Source organism: Herbaspirillum huttiense, assembly GCF_004367745.1.
Classification (GTDB): domain Bacteria; phylum Pseudomonadota; class Gammaproteobacteria; order Burkholderiales; family Burkholderiaceae_D; genus Herbaspirillum; species Herbaspirillum huttiense.
This window is the reverse complement of the sequence record NZ_CP037993.1, coordinates 680,095-698,229: the sequence shown is the minus strand read 5'-3', so window position 1 is coordinate 698,229 and position 18,135 is coordinate 680,095. Positions and strand designations below refer to the sequence as shown.

At 64.9% G+C, this 18,135-nt stretch carries 13 protein-coding genes; 8 read left to right on the top strand and 5 right to left on the bottom strand.

Going from position 1 to position 18,135, the window contains the following annotated elements; translation table 11 throughout:
- Positions 1–13 precede the first annotated feature (13 nt).
- Together E2K99_RS03170 and E2K99_RS03165 are read right to left on the bottom strand one after the other, a co-directional pair.
- Positions 14–589: a hypothetical protein gene (locus E2K99_RS03170; protein WP_134221325.1), complete on the bottom strand. Its 576-nt coding sequence runs from the start codon at positions 587–589 to the stop codon at positions 14–16.
- Between the two features lie 11 nt (positions 590–600).
- Positions 601–1,416 (bottom strand): ZIP family metal transporter, encoded by an 816-nt coding sequence (locus E2K99_RS03165; protein ID WP_375163965.1) that lies wholly within the window; start codon positions 1,414–1,416, stop codon positions 601–603.
- A gap of 501 nt (positions 1,417–1,917) precedes the next feature.
- Here E2K99_RS03165 and E2K99_RS03160 point away from each other — a divergent pair.
- The gene (locus tag E2K99_RS03160; protein WP_134221323.1) at positions 1,918–2,820 is read left to right on the top strand and encodes a manganese catalase family protein; all 903 of its coding nucleotides are present in this window, start codon (positions 1,918–1,920) and stop codon (positions 2,818–2,820) included.
- A gap of 47 nt (positions 2,821–2,867) precedes the next feature.
- Here E2K99_RS03160 and E2K99_RS03155 read toward each other — a convergent pair whose 3' ends face one another.
- Positions 2,868–4,838, bottom strand: coding sequence for a putative bifunctional diguanylate cyclase/phosphodiesterase (locus E2K99_RS03155; RefSeq protein ID WP_134221322.1), 1,971 nt, complete (start codon positions 4,836–4,838; stop codon positions 2,868–2,870).
- Positions 4,839–5,173: 335 nt separating this feature from the next.
- Between E2K99_RS03155 and E2K99_RS03150 the strand changes: the two genes are divergently transcribed.
- On the top strand, positions 5,174–8,155 hold the full coding sequence (locus tag E2K99_RS03150; RefSeq protein WP_134221321.1) for an ATP-binding protein: 2,982 nt from the start codon (positions 5,174–5,176) through the stop codon (positions 8,153–8,155).
- Here E2K99_RS03150 and E2K99_RS03145 read toward each other — a convergent pair whose 3' ends face one another.
- Positions 8,156–9,061 (bottom strand): IclR family transcriptional regulator, encoded by a 906-nt coding sequence (locus tag E2K99_RS03145; protein WP_134221320.1) that lies wholly within the window; start codon positions 9,059–9,061, stop codon positions 8,156–8,158.
- The gene (locus tag E2K99_RS03140) at positions 9,058–9,849 is read right to left on the bottom strand and encodes an IclR family transcriptional regulator (protein WP_134221319.1); all 792 of its coding nucleotides are present in this window, start codon (positions 9,847–9,849) and stop codon (positions 9,058–9,060) included. The genes E2K99_RS03145 and E2K99_RS03140 overlap by 4 nt, the downstream gene beginning before the upstream one ends.
- Before the next feature lie 345 nt (positions 9,850–10,194).
- Here E2K99_RS03140 and E2K99_RS03135 point away from each other — a divergent pair, with 345 nt between their 5' ends.
- The 6 genes from E2K99_RS03135 (at position 10,195) to E2K99_RS03110 (ending at position 18,117) form a co-directional block, all read left to right on the top strand.
- The gene (locus E2K99_RS03135) at positions 10,195–11,154 is read left to right on the top strand and encodes an MBL fold metallo-hydrolase (RefSeq protein WP_134224016.1); all 960 of its coding nucleotides are present in this window, start codon (positions 10,195–10,197) and stop codon (positions 11,152–11,154) included.
- Between the two features lie 52 nt (positions 11,155–11,206).
- The gene (locus E2K99_RS03130; protein ID WP_134221318.1) at positions 11,207–12,952 is read left to right on the top strand and encodes an FAD-dependent oxidoreductase; all 1,746 of its coding nucleotides are present in this window, start codon (positions 11,207–11,209) and stop codon (positions 12,950–12,952) included.
- A gap of 43 nt (positions 12,953–12,995) precedes the next feature.
- The gene (locus E2K99_RS03125; RefSeq protein ID WP_134135562.1) at positions 12,996–13,223 is read left to right on the top strand and encodes a DUF2783 domain-containing protein; all 228 of its coding nucleotides are present in this window, start codon (positions 12,996–12,998) and stop codon (positions 13,221–13,223) included.
- 67 nt (positions 13,224–13,290) lie between these two features.
- Positions 13,291–14,658 (top strand): MFS transporter, encoded by a 1,368-nt coding sequence (locus E2K99_RS03120; RefSeq protein WP_134221317.1) that lies wholly within the window; start codon positions 13,291–13,293, stop codon positions 14,656–14,658.
- 355 nt (positions 14,659–15,013) lie between these two features.
- Positions 15,014–16,759: an ABC transporter permease gene (locus E2K99_RS03115; protein ID WP_134224015.1), complete on the top strand. Its 1,746-nt coding sequence runs from the start codon at positions 15,014–15,016 to the stop codon at positions 16,757–16,759.
- Positions 16,760–16,773: 14 nt separating this feature from the next.
- A complete protein-coding gene (locus tag E2K99_RS03110; RefSeq protein WP_039789920.1) occupies positions 16,774–18,117 on the top strand; it encodes an ABC transporter ATP-binding protein in 1,344 nt (447 codons plus the stop codon).
- Positions 18,118–18,135 lie beyond the last annotated feature (18 nt).

Here is an 18,135-nt window from a genome sequence, read left to right as displayed (position 1 = left end):
TTTGCGCACGTCTTCAGATGGACAAGGGGCTGCGCTCCTCGGGCGGCAGCCGCGCATGCAGCTTGGCCAGCAGGCTGCGCAACTGGGCGCGGTAATCGAGCACCACACTGCGCTCGCAATACGGGCTCCATGCCGGGTCGAGGGCCAGCTCCTCCGGGTCGCCTGCCATGGCGGAGAGCGAACGGCGCGCCGTCGATATGCCCGGCGGCGGCAGCCGTACCTGTGTTGCCTGGCCCAGGCTGTGACGCAGTTCCAGCAAGGTCAGCGCCACGGTGCGGTACTTGCGGGGTGGTTCCAGTTCCACGCCGCAGGCGGCGCAGATCAACAGCAGCTTGCTCCGGGCGTCCTGCGTGCCATGCGCCTGCCGGCCTTCGTTCCAGCCGGCCCCGAACAACAAGGGACCAGCATGGTTGAGATAGGCTTCCAGACAGAACGACAGCATCATCAGTACCGACAGATAGACCCAGCGCGAACCGGACTGCTCTTCGCCCGCTTTCCTGATGAGCACTTCGGCGCCGCGCCAGAGTTCCACATAGGTGAGTGACCCAGGGGTGAAGTCCGGTTGGTCGGCAACAGTGAGGTCGTTCATGATCGCATTCCTCATGACAAGGCCGTGTCCATCACCATCATCAGCACGAAGCCGATGATGAGGCAGCAGGTCGCCGCCAATGCGTCGCGTCGCCGGTGCGGATCGGGAATCACCTCATGCGCCAGCACGAACAGCATGGCACCGGCCGCCCCGCCCAGCGCCCACGGCAGCATCGCTGCCGAGAGCGATACCAGCGCCGCACCTGCCACCGCAGCCAGCGGCTCAACCAGTCCGGAGAGGATGCCGCAGCCGATCGCATCGGCGCGGGAATAACCGATCCCGCGCAAGGCGGTGGCCACGATCATGCCTTCCGGGATGTCCTGCAGCGCGATGCCGAAGGTCAGCACCGAGGCCTGTTCGGGTGCCACGCCGCCATACGCCACGCCGACCGCCAATCCTTCAGGCAGGTTGTGCAGCCCGACCGTCAGCACGAACAGCCAGACACGGCGCAAGGCTGCCTGGCGCGCGAGATCATCATGACCCTGTCCGGCGCGCTGCAAGGCCAGTACCAGCAGCGCACCACACAGTACGCTGGCACCGGCGATGAGACTGGCCATCTGCTTGCCGGTCCCGGCTTCCTGCAGGCTGTGCAGGGCGGGCAGGATGAGCGAGAACACCGAGGCCGCCAGCATCACGCCGGCACCGAATCCGGTGCAGCAATCGGCCATGCGCGGCGAGAAGCGACGCGAGAAGAACAGTGGCAGGGTGCCCGCCGCTGTTGCAGCGGCAGCGGCCATGCCGCCGCAGTACGCGCGCCAGATGCGTTCATCCTGCGCGCTCCACCAGCCGATGAGCGCCGCCAGCAGCAGCACGCCGCCGGCCACCATCGGCCAGCTCAAGCGGATCGCGGCAGGCTGCTCGGCCGCCCCTGCGACTTCGGTGGAAGAGGCAAAGGAGTTGGCGGTGGCAGCGGCCGGCTCCAGCGGTGCCAGATGCGTCAGTGTGGTCACGGAGGGCTCGACTTTCTTGAGCATGTTGTCCTTGCTTGTGTGCTGTCCTTGAGCCTGTCCCCCGTGCGCGATGATGACCGTCACGGAGGAGGATGAAAGTCTCCGAGTCTAGCGATGCTCCGCCTCGGCTTCCATCGGACTAACACTGAATGTCGGACCTGTGGTCGTCCGACGGCGGCTGCTGCCGCGCTAAGGATCTCCGACACGTTTCGTCGTTACCGCGCACCGCAAGTTTTCCGCTCCCGCCGATGGTATGGCTGAGCACTCGCCTCCTAGCATGAAGACTCTGTTGGACGTATCGCCTCAAGCCACGCTACCAAGCGATCACGTCCAGCGTCTTTCCCCGTTCAATCCCTCGACCTCAACAAGGAGTCCGACATGTTCGCTCACAACAAGCGCCTGCAATACACGGTACGCGTCGCCGGCCCCAATCCCGGGCTGGCCAATCTGATGCTGGAACAATTCGGCGGCCCGCAAGGCGAACTCGCTGCCGCCTGCCGCTACTTCACCCAGGCCATTGCCGAGGACGATCCTGGCCGCAAGGACATGCTATTCGACATCGCCACCGAAGAACTGAGTCACCTGGAAGTGATCGGCAACATCGTCGTCATGCTCAACAAGGGGGCCAAGGGCAAGCTGGCCGAAGGCGTGGAAGAAGAGGGCATCCTCTACAAGGAAATCACCGGCGCCGGCAACGACAGCCACATCACGCAAGTGCTCTACGGGGCTGGCGCACCGCTGGTCAATTCGGCCGGCGTACCGTGGAGTGCGGCCTATATCGACACCATCGGCGAGCCCACCGCCGACCTGCGTTCCAACATCGCCGCCGAGGCACGCGCCAAGATCGTCTACGAGCGGCTCATCAACCTCACCGATGACCCGGGCGTGAAGGAAGCGCTGGGCTTCCTGATGACGCGCGAGATCGCGCACCAGAAGTCGTTTGAAAAGGCGCTCTATTCCATCCGCCCCAATTTCCCGCCGGGAAAGCTGCCTGGCGATCCGCGCTTCTCCAAGGTCTACGTCAATCTCTCACAAGGACTGGGTGAACAGACCGGACCGTGGAATGACGGCAAACAGTGGGAACGCCTGGACGGTGCCGACGCACTGACCCCGGTCGACGGCGGCGACGGCCAGGCCACGGTCGAGCTCAATGCAGAGGAACAGGCCATGTTGGACCAGATGGCGGCGCGCACCGCATCGGCCCAGGATGGTGAGCCGCTGACCGGCGCCGAGATTGGCTCGGCCGAGCAGGATGTCAATTCCAAGACCCGAAAGCCCTGATTGCCATCCATGGAAGCAAATCGGCTGCCGCAGGCCGCCGATTTGCTTCAACCGTGCGACTGAATGTCGCGCGGGTTCAGGGAGGCCTGCTGTGCCTGCAGCCAGGGTTGGACCTGGTCCGCCGCCAGCGGCACCGCAAACAGGTAGCCCTGTCCATACATGGCCCCCAGGCCGCGCAAGCTCTGCAGATGCGCCGGCGTTTCCACCCCCTCCACCACACAGGCCAGTTGCATGTCATGCGTGAGTGCGAGCAGTGACTTCACGATCTTGTGGCTGACCGCATTGTGCTCAATGTCGGCGACGAAACTCTTGTCGATCTTGATGCGCGTCAGGGGCAAGGCGTGCAGGTGGCTCAGGCTGGCATAGCCGGTGCCGAAGTCATCGAGCGTGATGCCACAGCCCAGCTGACGCAAGGTCGTGACCAGCTGGCGCGATTTTTCCAGATCCTGCAGCACCGCCGTCTCCGTGATTTCCAGATCCAGCCGCGCGGGATTGAATCCGGACGAGCTGATCACCTGCACGATCTGCGCCATGCCTTCGCTGGTGTTGATGTCGTTGGCCGAGAGATTGAACGACAGCCGGAGCGAGGGCGGCCAGCTCGCCGCAGCCTGCAGCGCCTTCTTCAGCAGGATCACGCTCAACTGGTTGATGATGCCCATGCGTTCGGCAGCGGGAATGAATTCCATCGGCGCCACGCTGCCCTTGACGGCGCTGTGCCAGCGCGCCAGGGCTTCAAAGGCGATCGGCTGGCAATCATCCAGGCGCACGATGGGCTGGAAGAACACCGACAGTTCGCGATCGAAGTCGGCCAGTCGCAGGGCCTGCTCGATGTTGGCATTGCGCTGGATCTGCGCCTTGTCCTGTTCCGAGAACAAGGTGACGGTACCGCGCCGTTCGCGCTTGCCCTGATACAAGGCATAGTCGGCATGCTCATAGAGCGAGCTGGCATCCACCGCCATGTCGGGGAAGGTGGCTACGCCTACCGAGGCAGCAATCTGCACCGTCGCCTTGTAGAGTACGAAAGGCCGGCGCAGCGCGGCGCAGATACGGTCGCCGAATTCGGTGAGGACCGCATTGCTGAGATCGGCATCGATGATGATGGAGAACTCGTCGCCGCCCAGGCGTGCCAGGTGGAAACGCTCGTCCAGGCACACGGCCGTCAGCCGCTGCCCCACTTCCACCAGCAACTGGTCGCCATGGGTGTGGCCATACAGGTCATTGACGGCCTTGAAGCCGTCGAGGTCGAGGATGGCCACGGCAAAGCGCTGTCCATTGCCGGTGGCGCGGGTACAGATCTCGTTGAGCTGGGCGAAGAACTTGCGGCGATTGGGAATCTGCGTGAGCGAGTCGAGGTTGGCCAGGCGCAGGTTCTCGTTGCCCAGCAGCGCCGTCTTGACCTGCGCTTCGATGAGCCGCGTGAAGTCGTTGTAGTGACTGTTGACGATGGCCAACATGCCGATGGTCACCAGCACCACGTTCATCGCTGCCGCCACGAAGGTCGGGATATGCGTATTGAGGAAGAAGACCGTGAAGATGCCGTTGACGATCAGCGCCACCGACAGCGCCGCCGAGCGCAGGTACATCAGGCAGAAGATGCAGCAGATGACGGTGATGCCCATGTAGAAGGCCACATGGGCCTGGGCATAACTGTCGCCGTAGGGAAACAGCATCACCGACCACAGCGAGAAACTCAGCGCAATCGGTGTTGCCAGGAAATTGGTGCGCTTGAGCGCCGCCGCGGCCATGCCGGGCGTCGGGTCGACATGCCGTCCGCGCCACCAGAAGATCAGGCGCGTCACGCACAACACCGTCAGCATGGCCGGGAAGTACAAGCTGAGCCAGTGCGGGGCCAGCGGGTAATAGGTTTGTGCCAGTGCCCAGCTGTTGATCAGCAGGATCAGGTACATCATCGGCATCTTGCCGGAGAACGCGCGGTACTGCGCGATCAGCAGCTCGGGCTGATCGTAGCCGACGCGCCAGTAGGCGCGCACCATGCTCATCAATGAAGAAGCAGACATCCTGTGCTCTTGCCTTTTCTACTTTTACGCCGCAACCAGGGAGCCTTGAGGGACCGGCATCAGCCATGCAAGCATTTGTCATCCGGGCTTCGATTATAGGCGGACGCGGGACACCGCAAACTCAGGAAAAGCCTGATGTAACCCCGCTTTCCGTCCCATGAGGCGACTTTGCCACGCATGGCGGAACGCTGCGTTTCGCGTGCACCCATGGGCAGCGCCAAGGAAGAGCGTGATCGCATTTTCGGAACCAGCGGGCTGCAAGTCAGCCGCTTGTCCTACAGCATCCTCACAAAGGCTCATCTACAATCGGGCGACCACAGAAATCAAGGTCCGCCATGTCCGAGCATTTTTCTCGCGCTGATTCCTTGCCGCCTGCCGCCGGATCAGCCGTTGCCCTCCTCCCCGCCACGCCGCCGGCCCGCTACCCGGCCGCCTATCTTGCGCTCGATGCGCACTGGCGCGTGGTGTATGCGGACGACGCTGCGCGGGCGCTGCTGGGCTCATCGCCGGGGTCGGGCGAAGCGACGGCGGGTGCCGTGCTGTGGCAGGTCTGGCCGGCACTGGCGGGCAGCCTGCTGGAAGAGGCCCTGCGCGCCACCCTGGCCGATGGCCAGAGCCGCCAGTGCCTTTACACCCCCGCCGGGCAGACGCAGTCGTATGAGGTGATCTGCACGCCGCAAGCGCAGGGCGTGGCGGTCAGCCTGCGGGCCGGCCGGCGCGAAGCCCAGCAGCTCCAGCAACAGCGCACTGACCGCAAGCTGCACGAGAGCGAGACACGCTTCCGCCTCATGACAGGCGCGATCCCCCAGATCGTCTGGATCACCAATGACGCCGGCGTGCTGGAATTCATCAATGACCAGTGGCACCAGTACACCGGAGAGGCGCTGCACGAAGGGCTGGCCAGCCTCGACACCATGATCACGCGCCACATCCATCCCGCGGACCGGGCGGACACCATGGCGGCCTGGCAACACGCACGCAGCGCCTGCATGGAAGTCGCCATCGAACACCGCATCGCCGATGCCCGCGGGCAATACCGCTGGTTCCTCACGCGCGGCAAACCGCAGCTGGAGGCCGGGAGCGGGCGTATCCTGCACTGGTACGGCACCTCCACCGACATCCATGTGCAGAAGGAAGCCATCGCCGAACTGGCCTGCCTCACGCGTGAGTCCGAACGACGACGGCGCTTCTACGAATCCTTCCTCTCCACCACGCCCGACCTGGCCTATGCGTGGGATCTCAATCACCGTTTCACCTACGCCAACCGCGTCTTGCTGCAGATGTGGGGCAAGACCTGGGATGAAGCCATCGGCAAGAACTGCCTGGAGCTCGGCTACGAGCCCTGGCACGCCGAGATGCACAGCCGCGAGATCGAACAGGTGCGTGCCACCAAGCGCCCGGTGCGGGGCGACGTCCCCTTCAACGGGACCTTCGGCCGCCGCATCTATGACTACATCATCTTCCCCGTGCTCGGGCCTGATGGCGAGGTCGAGGCCGTGGCCGGCACCACCCGCGACGTGACCGAACGCAAGAACAGCGAGGCGCGCCAGCACGCCCTGTTCCGGCTGGCCGAAGCGATTCGCTCGGCCGGCTCCCTGGGCGACATCGCCAGCGCCGCCGCCCAGATCATCGGCGATGCGCTGACCGCACGCTGGGTCAGCTACAAATCGCTGGGGCCTGCACAGCAGGTCGAGGAACTGGGCCAGTGGAGCTTCCACCAGGACGACAGCGCCGTCGCCGTCCTGGCCTTGCATGACGAGCGACGCGTCGCGCAGACCGTGCGCAGCGGCAGCGTGATTCTGGTCGCTGACGTCAGTACTGATGTGCGCACCGCCACGCTGCGGCAGGAGCATCTGGCCTGCGGAGTGGCGTCGTACATGGACGTGCCGCTGCTCGACCACGAAAAACTGGTCGGCATCGTTCATGTCAGCAGCAACCTGCCGCGCACCTGGACCGACAACGAACTGGCCATCGTGCGCGAGGTCAGCGAACAGACCCGCGCCGCCTTCGAACGCATCCGCAACCAGCAGGCGCTGGCGGCCAGCGAAGCGCGCCTGCGCGAGATCAACGAATCGCTGGAAGCGGAGGTCAGCGCCCGCACCAGGGAACTGATGGCCACCGAGGAGGCCCTGCGCCACTCGCAGAAGATCGAAGCCATCGACCAGTTGACCGGCGGACTCGCGCATGACTTCAACAACCTGCTCGGCGGCATCACCGGCAGCCTCGACCTGATGCGCGTACGCCTGGTACAGGGACGCGGCGACGAGCTGTTCCGCTACATCGACCTGGCCGCGCGCAGCGCGCAACGGGCCGCCTCGCTCACACAGCGGCTGCTGGCCTTTGCGCGGCGGCAGACGCTGGATCCGCGTCCCACCAACGTCAACGCCCTGATCGGCGGCATGGAAGAACTGATCCGCCGCACCATCGGCCCGGCCATCGCGCTGGAGGTGGTCACGGCCGTCTCCCTGTGGCCGACCTTCGTCGATGGTCCGCAACTGGAAAGCGCGCTGCTCAACCTGTGCATCAATGCCCGTGATGCCATGCCCGACGGCGGACGCCTGACCATCGAGACCGCCAACAAGTGGCTGGATGACAAATGGGCGCAGGAGCGCGATTTGCCGGCGGGCCAGTATGTCTGCGTCTCGGTGACCGATAACGGCAGCGGCATGCCGCCGGATGTGCTGGCGCGCGCCTTCGATCCTTTCTTCACCACCAAGCCGATCGGTGAAGGCACCGGCCTGGGCCTGTCGATGGTCTATGGCTTCGCGCGCCAGTCCGGTGGCCAGGTGCGCCTCTATTCGGAAGTCGGACAAGGCAGCACGGTCTCGATCTACCTGCCCCGCCACCAGCAGAATGCGGACACCGAGGAAGCCGAACCGGCCCTGGCCCCGGCGGCCGCCGGCAGTGGCGAAGTGGTGCTGGTGGTGGACGACGAAGCCCCGATCCGCCTGCTGGTGGCCGAGGTGCTCAACGAGGCCGGCTACGTCACCCTGCAGGCGGAGGATGGCCCGTCGGCGCTGCGCATTCTGCACTCGGCGGCGCGCATCGACCTGCTCATCACCGATGTCGGCCTGCCGGGCGGGCTCAATGGCCGCCAGGTGGCCGATGCAGCGCGGGCGGCACGGCCCGGATTGCAGGTGCTCTTCATCACCGGCTATGCGGAAAACGCCGCCGTCGGCAATGGCCACCTGCCCACTGGCATGCAGTTGATGACCAAGCCGTTCAAGATGGACATGCTGGCACGGCGGGTGCAGGACATCCTGGAAAACCGCACCAAGGCCGAGCAATTACCAAACGATATAAATAATTATGAATGATTAATCGTTGCGATCGCTCTGGCCGTTCTCATCGTTCTCATCGCTCTGACCGCTCGCCTGCGGCGATGCTTGTGCAAACGCACCCAAGCGCCACGATACGTTATGCGCCGCCGCCCGCAGCAGGCGTGCCACCACGCCGTCGGCTGCCGTATCGAAACTGCCGCTGCTGCCCATGACGGCCATCACCAGCGCCAGTTGTCCGGCGTGATTGAAAACCGGCGCGGCCAGCGTGTGGATGCCCGGCACCGGGCGGCCCAGTGCCTGGTCCAGGGACAGTGTGCGAATCTGCCGCAGGCGCTCGGCGTAGTCATGGCGCAGGCTGCCGTCTGGATGGCTGACGCTGTCGGGCTGGGCCCCTTCCATGCGGATCGCATCCATCGCCAGCGCACCGGCCAGCATGTCCGGCGGCAAGTGCGCCGCGCACACGCGCCCGATGGCGGTGTGCACCATCGACAGCACCGTACCGATGCGCAGGCTCACGTGCTGCGGCCGTGACGATTCCTCCAGCCGCACCACCGTCGGCCCCAGCGGACCGACCACCGCCAGCGCGACCGACAGGCCGGTGGCCTGCACCAGGGTAGCCACTTCGGCCTCGGCTTCGCGCAAGGGCGAGAGACGCTGCAACGCTGCCAATCCGAGGTCGAGCGCCAATGCCCCGGGAAAGAAATTGCCCTGCGCATCGCGCGCCAGCATGCCGATCTTCTGCAGGCTCACCAGATGCGGGAAGGCCTTGGCCGCCGGCATCCCGGCCAGCCGGGCCAGATCGCCCAGCGGCAGCGGACGAGCGGCTTGCAGCAAGGCATCGAGCAAGGCACCGGTGCTGTCGAGCGACTGGATGCCACGCTGGCTGCGGGTCCCGTCGTGATCGTTGTCCTCCGGTTCGGCTGCGGAACGGGTGCGCTTCATGCCGCCGCCTCTGCGGCTGCCGAAGCCTCGGCCAGCGTGGCCGCGATGGCATCGATGCAGAGCCGCAACTGGCGCGCCACCGTGCCGCGCCAGCCGGCATCGATCACGCCGCTGGAACCGATCACGGTGACCAGCAGCAGCAACTGCTGCTGTCCATCCAGCAAGGGCATGCACAGACTGGTCACGCCCGGACTGGGCAGGTCGACGGCGCGCTCCATGCCCCGCTTGCGGATGCCATCGAGTTCTTCCTGAAATTGCCTGAAGCGGCTCTTCGGCTGGCCCGGATGCTGCACTTCCCACAGCGCGTGCCAGTGCGCGGGCGCAACGAAGGCGCAATAGGTGCGTCCGGTGGCGGTTTCCGACAGGGCCATGACGGTTCCCACATGCAGGTTCACATGCAGCGGTTTGCCGGCATGGGCGTAATGCACGATGGTCGGGCCGGCCGGGGTAGGCAGCGTGATGGCCACGCTCAGGCCAGTCTCCTGGCTCAGCTGCTGCACCTGCGGCAAGGCCAGCCGATAGGCCGGCTCCTGCGCCAGCCGCGCCATGCCCAGGCGCAGGGCCAGCGGGCCGGGTTCGTAGTGGCCGTCGCCGGGGGTGCGCTTGATCAGGCCCAGCCGCAGCAGGCTCACCAGATAGGTATGGGCTTGTGCCGAGGACAGCTCGGCGGCAGCTGCCAGCGCCACCAGCGGCAAGGGCTGGCGCGCTGCTGCCAGCGCCTGCAGCAGACGCCCGGCCACTTCCACGCTCTGGATGCCACGTTGTGTCTTGACGGGGGATGCACTCATCCGATGTTTCCAGGTTGACGATTTGCAATGCGGCCAATGTGGCACAACGGTCACGCCAGCGCGCTTCCTGCCCCATGGCACGGGAGCCTGGATTTTAATCCAACTCACGTGCAGCGCAGCACAACCAGGCCTTGGTGCAGAAAACGCAAATTAATCTTCAACAAGCATATTTGCCATTGACTAATCAAATGGCCCTGACTAAGATGCCATCACCCTGCTCACCACAGGCAACAACAACAAGATTTGACCTGCATTGATCCATGACGGGTTGGACGGAGACCTCCCTTGATGGCGCAAGCCATGTCCAGCCACGTCTCCAACCCATCGACACTGAACGAGGCAGACATGGCCAAGGCTTTTGCATCCCAGGCGGATCTCGACGCCAAGAAGATCACCTTTGAACGCATCTCGGAAAACGCCTACGCGTACACCGCCGAGGGCGATCCCAACTCCGGCGTCATCATCGGCGACGACAGCGTGATGGTCATCGACACCACCGCCACCCCCGCCATGGCGCAGGATCTGATCGCACGGATCCGCAGCATCACCGAGCTGCCCATCAAGTACGTGGTGCTGACGCACTACCACGCCGTGCGCGTGCTGGGCGCCTCGGCCTACTTCAAGGAAGGCGGCGAGCAGGTCATCGCCAGCCGCGGCACCTACGAGATGATCGTCGAGCGCGGCGAGGCTGACATGAAGTCCGAGATCGAACGCTTCCCGCGCCTGTTCGCCGGCGTGGAAACGGTGCCGGGCCTGACCTGGCCGACCATGGTGTTCGAGAAGGAAATGACGATCTTCATGGGCAGCCTCGAAGTGAAGATCGCCCATCTCGGCCCCGGCCACACCAAGGGCGATACGGTGGTCTGGATCCCCGCCCAGAAGGTGCTGTTCTCGGGCGACCTGGTGGAATACGACGCCGCCTGCTACTGCGGCGACGCCCAGCTCGAACCCTGGCCAGCCACCCTCGATGCGCTGGCCGCGCTGCAGCCCGAAGCCCTGGTGCCGGGCCGCGGACCGGCGCTGCGAGGGCGTGAACAGGTGGCGCAGGGCATCGCCTACACCAAGGATTTCGTCTCCACACTGCTGCGTGCCGGGCGCGAAGCGGTGGCCGGAAAGATGGGCCTGAAGGAAGCCATGGCCCACACGCGCCAGCTGATGGATCCCAAATTCGGGCAAGTCTTCATCTATGAGCACTGCCTGCCCTTCGATGTCACGCGCGCCTATGACGAGGCATCCGGCATCAGCCATCCGCGCATCTGGACTGCCGAACGCGACAAGGAAATGTGGGCCGCACTGCAGGCCTGACCCGATTTGCCCGCGCCAGCACACAGAAGAGAAAGGACAGCGAGGAGACACCATGCATCCCACCCCAGCGATCGATTACCAGCAGCAACGTTTCATGTACCAGCCCTGCCTCGAACAAACCCGTCCCGCCGATGCGGCCTTGCATCCGGTGGTGGTGATCGGGGCCGGTCCGGTCGGGCTGGTGACCGCCATCGACCTGGCCCGCCAGGGTATCCGCGTGGTGCTGGTGGACGATGACGACACCCTCTCCACAGGCTCGCGTGCGATCTGCTTTGCCAAGCGCACGCTGGACATCTTCGACCGCATCGGCTGCGGCCAGCGCATGGTGGACAAGGGGGTGGGATGGAACCGGGGCAAGGTCTTCCTGCGCGAGGAGGCGATCTACGAGTTTGATCTCTTGCCCGAATGCGGCCATGCGCGCCCGGCCTTCATCAATCTGCAGCAGTACTACGTGGAAGGCTATCTGCTGGAGCAGGCGCGACAGCACAGCCTGATCGAGCTGCGCTGGAAGAGCCGTGTCAGCGCCATTGCCCATCATGCCGATCACGAGGCGCTGACGGTGGAGACTCCCGAAGGCAGCTATCTGCTCAAGGCGCGCTACGTGGTGGCCGCCGATGGCTCGCGCAGTCCGCTGCGCAAGATGATGGGGCTGGAGAGCGTGGGCCATACCTTCCGCGACCGCTTCCTCATCGCCGACGTCAAGATGGCGGCCCCCTTCCCGGCCGAGCGCTGGTTCTGGTTCGATCCGCCCTTCCATCCCAACCAGTCGGTGCTGCTGCATCGCCAGCCCGATGATGTCTGGCGCATCGATTTCCAGCTCGGATGGGATGCCGATCCGGTGCTGGAGAGAGCGCCCGAACGCGTGATCCCGCGCGTGCAGGCGCTGCTGGGCAAGGACGCTCAGTTCACCCTGGAATGGGTGAGCGTCTACACCTTCTCCTGCGTGCGCATGGACCGCTTCCGCCATGGCCGGGTGCTGTTCGTGGGCGATGCCGCGCATTGCGTCTCGCCGTTCGGCGCGCGCGGTGCCAACAGCGGCATACAGGATGCCGAGAACCTGGCCTGGAAGCTAGCCTTCGTCCTGCAGGGCAAGGCCCCCGACAGCCTGCTGGACAGCTATGCCAGCGAGCGTGAATTCGCCGCCGACGAGAACCTGCTCAACTCCACCCGCTCCACTGACTTCATCACGCCCAAGAGTGCGGTCAGCCGCTGCTTCCGCGATGCCGTACTGGCGCTGTCGCGCGAGCATGCCTTCGCGCGCAGGCTGGTCAACAGCGGACGCCTCTCGTTGCCGGCCACGTTGCAAGGTTCGCCCCTGAGCAGCGCCGACAGCGCGCCTTTCCACGGCGCGATGCAAGCCGGCGCCCCTTGCACCGATGCGCCGGTGCTGACAGACACCATACCCGGCTGGCTGCTGCCGCATCTGGGCGACCAGTTCGTGGCGATGATCTTTGCCCCGCCGGCCTCGCTCTCGGCCGCCCTGCTGCCGGCGCTGGTGCGGTTGACCGAAGGCAGCCTGCCGCTGCGCCTGCTGTTCGTCAGCGGCGCGCAGGCGAGTGCGGAAGACCACACCGTGCTCTCGGCACTGGGAGACGGTGCCGTGCAGGTGCAGGACATCGAGGGCCTGGTAGCACAACGCTATGACGGCCAGCCGCACACCTGCTACCTGATCCGCCCCGACCAGCACGTCTGCGCACGCTGGCGCACGGTCGATGCGGCGGCGCTGGCGCAGGCCCTGCAGCGCGCCACCGGCCACGAGCCCGCTGCACATCCGGCACCGGTGCTGGACGCGGCCTGATCCCTTTGCATGACCTGACAACACTTTCAACAAGGAGACAAGCATGAGCCTCAATACCGCCCCCAACCTGGCGCGTCCGGACGACTTCTATGAAGCCCTGATCGAGATGCATCGTGGCCTGGACGACGCCACCAGCCAGGACGTCAATGCCCGCCTGATCCTGCTGCTGGCCAATCACATCGGCGGCCACGAGGTGCTGATCGAAGCCATGCAGCGCGCGCGTGCCGGGGTGGACCCGGCAGCATCGGCTGCGCTGGCCGAAGCAGCCTGAGCGACCCACCTCTTTCATCGACATCCACAAGAGCACCGCCACAGGTGCCTGTTCAACGGAGACTTTCATGATGACCCCATCCCCGGGTGCCGGCACGCTGGCCGCCCCTTCCGCAATCAAGCTGAGCGTGGCGGCCGAAGACGCGATCTATCGCAAGGTCTGGCTGCGCATCATTCCCTTTCTTTTCATCTGCTACGTGGTGTCCTTCCTGGACCGCATCAACATCGGCTTCGCCCAGTTGCAGATGAAGCAGGACCTTGGCTTCAGCGACGCCATGTATGGCCTCGGCGCGGCGGTGTTCTATGTCGGCTACGTGCTGTGCGAGGTGCCCAGCAACATGCTGCTGGCCCGCTTCGGCGCACGCCGCACTTTCTCGCGCATCATGGTGCTGTGGGGCCTGGCGTCGGTGGGCATGATGGCCGTCAGCGACGCGACGCATTTCTATGTCTTGCGCTTCCTGCTCGGCGTATTCGAGGCAGGATTCTTTCCCGGCATCGTGCTGTATCTCAGCTACTGGTTCCCGGCACGCCGCCGCGCGGCGGTGATGGCGATCTTCTTTGCCGGGGTGGCGGTAGCGGGCGTGTTGGGCGGACTGGTCTCGGGCTGGATCATGCGTGACATGGCGGGCGTGATGGGCCTCTATGGCTGGCAGTGGATGTTTGCCATCGAGGGCGCACCGGCGGTGGTGCTGGGGGTGCTGGTGATCTTCCTGCTGGCCGACGGACCGGCGCAGGCCACCTGGCTCACGCCGGAAGAACGCAGCTTCCTGCAGAACCGCCAGAGCCAGGAAGCGCTGCGCACGCATCACGTGAGCGCCCACTCGCTGACGGCGCTCAAGCAGGCGTTGTCGCATCGGCCGACCTACCTGTTCGCCTTCATCTACTTTGCGCTGACCTGCGGCTCGCTCACGCTGAACTTCTGGATGCCGCTGATGATCCGCGACTTCGGCATCAAGGATGTGGTGCAGGTCTCGCTCTACACCGTCATTCCCAATGCCATCGGTGCTATCGGCCTGATCCTGATCGCGCGCCGCTCGGATCGCCGCAATGAACGTCACGGCCACTTCCTGGTATGTACCACCGGCGGTGCGCTGGCTTTGGCGGCGCTGACTCTGCATCCGTCGAGCTTTGCGGTGTCGCTGGGGCTGCTGTCGGTGGCGGCGGTCCTGATCTTTGCGGCCCTGCCGATCTTCTGGTCGCTGCCGCCGGGCTTGCTGCCGTCCCAGACCATCGCGCCCGGCATCGCCTTCATCTCCAGCGTGGGCATCACCAGCGGCATCGTCAGTCCCTGGCTGATCGGCCTGGTCAAGACGCGGACCGGCAATATCGATATCGCGCTGTATATCCTGGCGGGATTGCTGTTGCTCAGCGGCTTGACGATGTGGACGATGATCCCGCGCAAGGGGGTGCCGGAAGGGCAACGGCAGCCCGCCTGAAACGGTCCTTCACTTCGATGCGCGAAGCCGTCCTGTGAAAACAGGGCGGCTTTTTTGTTGGCGACATGGCGATACGATGCGGATCGAATCCGGCGGACGTCAGCCTTTTTCTTCTCCAAGGCGTTAAGCCACAGGCTTGCTTCCAGCGAAGAGCCAAATTGCGGCCTCCGGAAAGCTGGTCAAGAAACTGTCAGAATTCCTTGATACAGTGACGCGCCGGTCCCGGGGGTGACGGATCGGTCATGAATGGATCGCGCACGACCGGTCTCGGCGCGCCTGACCATGCCTTGCCAAGCCAACACCGCCACAACCGCACTTACCGCCAACACCGCCATCCAGCCTCGCCGCCATGACAATGAAGACCACCTCGCCGCAACTGACGGCCTATGAAGAAGTCAAGCCTGGCTTCGGCTGGATCGATGCGCTGGTGCTGGCGGTGCTGTTCGGCCTGCTGTGGAGCGCCCTGCACTTCGGCAAGGGCATGCTGGTGCACTTCGATCCGTCCGACCAGCTGGAGGTCGACAGCTCGCCCGCCATGATCCCCTATTACGCCGGCCGCACGCTGCTGCGCATGTGGATCGCCTTCGCGTTTTCCTTGTTCTTCGCCATCGGCACCGGCTACCTGGCCGCCAAGAGCCGCCGCGCGCGCGCCCTGATCCTGCCGGCGCTGGACATCCTGCAATCGGTGCCGGTGCTGGGCTTCCTCTCGGCCACCGTGGCCGGCTTCATGGCACTGTTCCCGGGTAGCCTGATGGGCGTGGAATGCGCGGCCATCTTCGCCATCTTCACCGGCCAGGTGTGGAACATGGCCTTCGGCTTCTATCACTCCATGGTCACCATCCCGACCGACATGCAGGAAGCCGCTTCCACCTACCGCCTCACCGCGTGGCAACGCTTCCGCACGGTCGAGCTGCCGGCTTCGGCGCACAGCCTGATCTGGAACTCGATGATGTCCTTCGGCGGCGGCTGGTTCTTCGTGGCGCAGAGCGAAGCCATCAGCGTCATGAACAAGGACCTGAAGCTGCCCGGCCTCGGTTCCTACATGGCCCAGGCCATCGACCAGGGCGACCATACGGCGGCACTGTGGGCGGTCATCGCCATGCTGGCGCTGATCCTGGTGAGCGACCAGCTGGTCTGGCGGCCGCTGCTGGCCTGGGCCGACAAGTTCAAGATCGAACTGACCGAATCGACCTCGCCGCCGACTTCGTGGGTGTATGACCTGCTGCGCGGCTCCTACGTCTTTACCTGGCTTGATGAAAAACTGTGGCTGCCGCTGGGCGACTGGCTGGCGCGCCGTCGTCCGGCCACCTCGGCCGCGCCCACGCCGGCCCGCATCACCCGCGAGCGCTGGACCAAGCGCGTCATCACCGGCGTGATCTGCGGCCTGCTGATCTTTGAAGCCTTGCGCGGGCTGGTGGCCGCCATCGATGCCCTGCACGGCGCCATGAGCTGGAGCCTGTTCGGCCACATCGTCTGGCTGGGTTTCCTGACGATGCTGCGGGTGCTGGCCATGACGGTCATTGCCACCCTGATCTGGACCCCGGTGGGCGTCTGGATCGGCTCCAAGCCGCACATCGCCCGCTTCGCCCAGCCGCTGGCGCAGATCGGCGCGTCCTTCCCGGTCAACATGACCTTCCCGCTGGTGGTGGGCTGGTTCGTGGCCGCCAACGTCAGCATGAACTGGGGCAGCATCCTGTTGATCGCCATGGGCACGCAGTGGTACATCCTCTTCAACGTGATCGCCGGTGCCATGGCCATTCCCAATGACCTGAAGGAAGCCGCCCGCATGTATGGCCTGTCGCGCTGGAACTTGTGGAAGACCCTGATCCTGCCGGCCATCTTCCCGTTCTGGGTGACCGGTGCCTGTACCGCCGCCGGTGGCGCGTGGAATGCCTCCATCGTGGCCGAGCTGGCCAGCTGGGGCGATGTCTCGCTCAAGGCCGATGGCCTGGGTGCTTATATTTCGGCAGTCACCAAATCCGGTGATACGCCACTCATCATCGCCAGCATCGGCGTGATGTCGATGTTCGTCGTGTTGATGAACAAGTTTGTCTGGCGTCGCCTGTATGCCTTCGCCGAACGCCGTTTCCGCCTCGATTGACCTTGAGCCACGCCATGACCATGACTTCTCCGCAACAACGTCCCGCCGTCGCTGAACTGTGCGCCGTCAGCAAATCCTACAACACCGCCGGCGGCCACGAGCTCAAGGTGCTGGACAACATCGACCTGGCCGTCCACGAGGGCGAACTGCTGGCCCTGCTGGGCCAGTCCGGCTCGGGCAAGTCCACCATCCTGCGCTGCCTGACCGGCCTGGTCGAACCCAGCTCGGGCCACACCATGGCGGCCGGCAAACAGCTCAATGGCGTCAATCGCGATGCCTCGGTGGTGTTCCAGACCTTCGCGCTGTACCCATGGCTGACGGTGGAACAGAACGTGGCCGTCGGCCTGATGTCGCACAACCCGACCCGCGAGGAACGTGATGCGGCAGTGGATCGCGCCATCGAACTGATCGGCCTGGGCAACTATCACAGCGCCTATCCGCGTGAGCTCTCGGGCGGCATGCGCCAGCGCGTGGGCATTGCGCGCGCGCTGGTGTCCAAGCCCAAGCTGCTGTGCCTGGACGAAGCCTTCAGCGCGCTGGACGTGCTGACCGCAGAGAACCTGCGCCAGGAATTGATCAGCCTGTGGCGTGCCCCGGACAGCGGCCTGACCTCCATCTTCATGGTCACCCACAACATCGAGGAAGCGGTGGAAATGGCTACCCGCATCGTCGTGGTGTTCCCGCGTCCGGGCCGCCTGGGCCTGGTGCTGGAGAATCCGCTTCCCTATCCGCGCGACTCCAAGAGCCCGGAATTCCAACGCCTGGTCAACATCATCCACGAAGCCATCACCACGCTCTCCCTGCCCGACCTGCCGCCGGAAGTGCATGTGCCGGGCGAGCCGATCTCGCGCGGACGCAAGCGCATGGAATCCATCCCGCTGATCCCGGTGGGCCAGATCCTGGGCCTGATGAGCCTGCTGCACGACGAGCCGGAACTGAACAACATCTACGACATCTCGGACGAGATCGGCAAGGAATTCGGCGAGACCATCGGCACCGTGAAGGCCGCCGAGATCCTGGAACTGGTGGATACGCCCAAGCAGGAGGTCTACCTGACCGACCTCGGCCGCCGCTTCGTGGCCGCCGACCGCAAGGGCCAGCGCGCCATCTTCGCCGAGCAGGTCTACAAGCTGCGCCTGTTCCACATCATCCTGGCGGTGCTGGGCGAAGCGGAAGAAATCGAGGCCGAGCGCGTCTTGAAGGATATCGGCAGCGCCCTGCCCTACGACAATCCCGAAAAGACTTTCGAGACCATGATCGCCTGGGGCCGCTATGCCGGTCTCATGGATTACAACGCCAAGACCGGCATGGTCTTCGTCCCCAAGGACGAAGACGAGGAAGATGGCGGCCAGGGCTGATGCCCGCAAGGCCGGCAA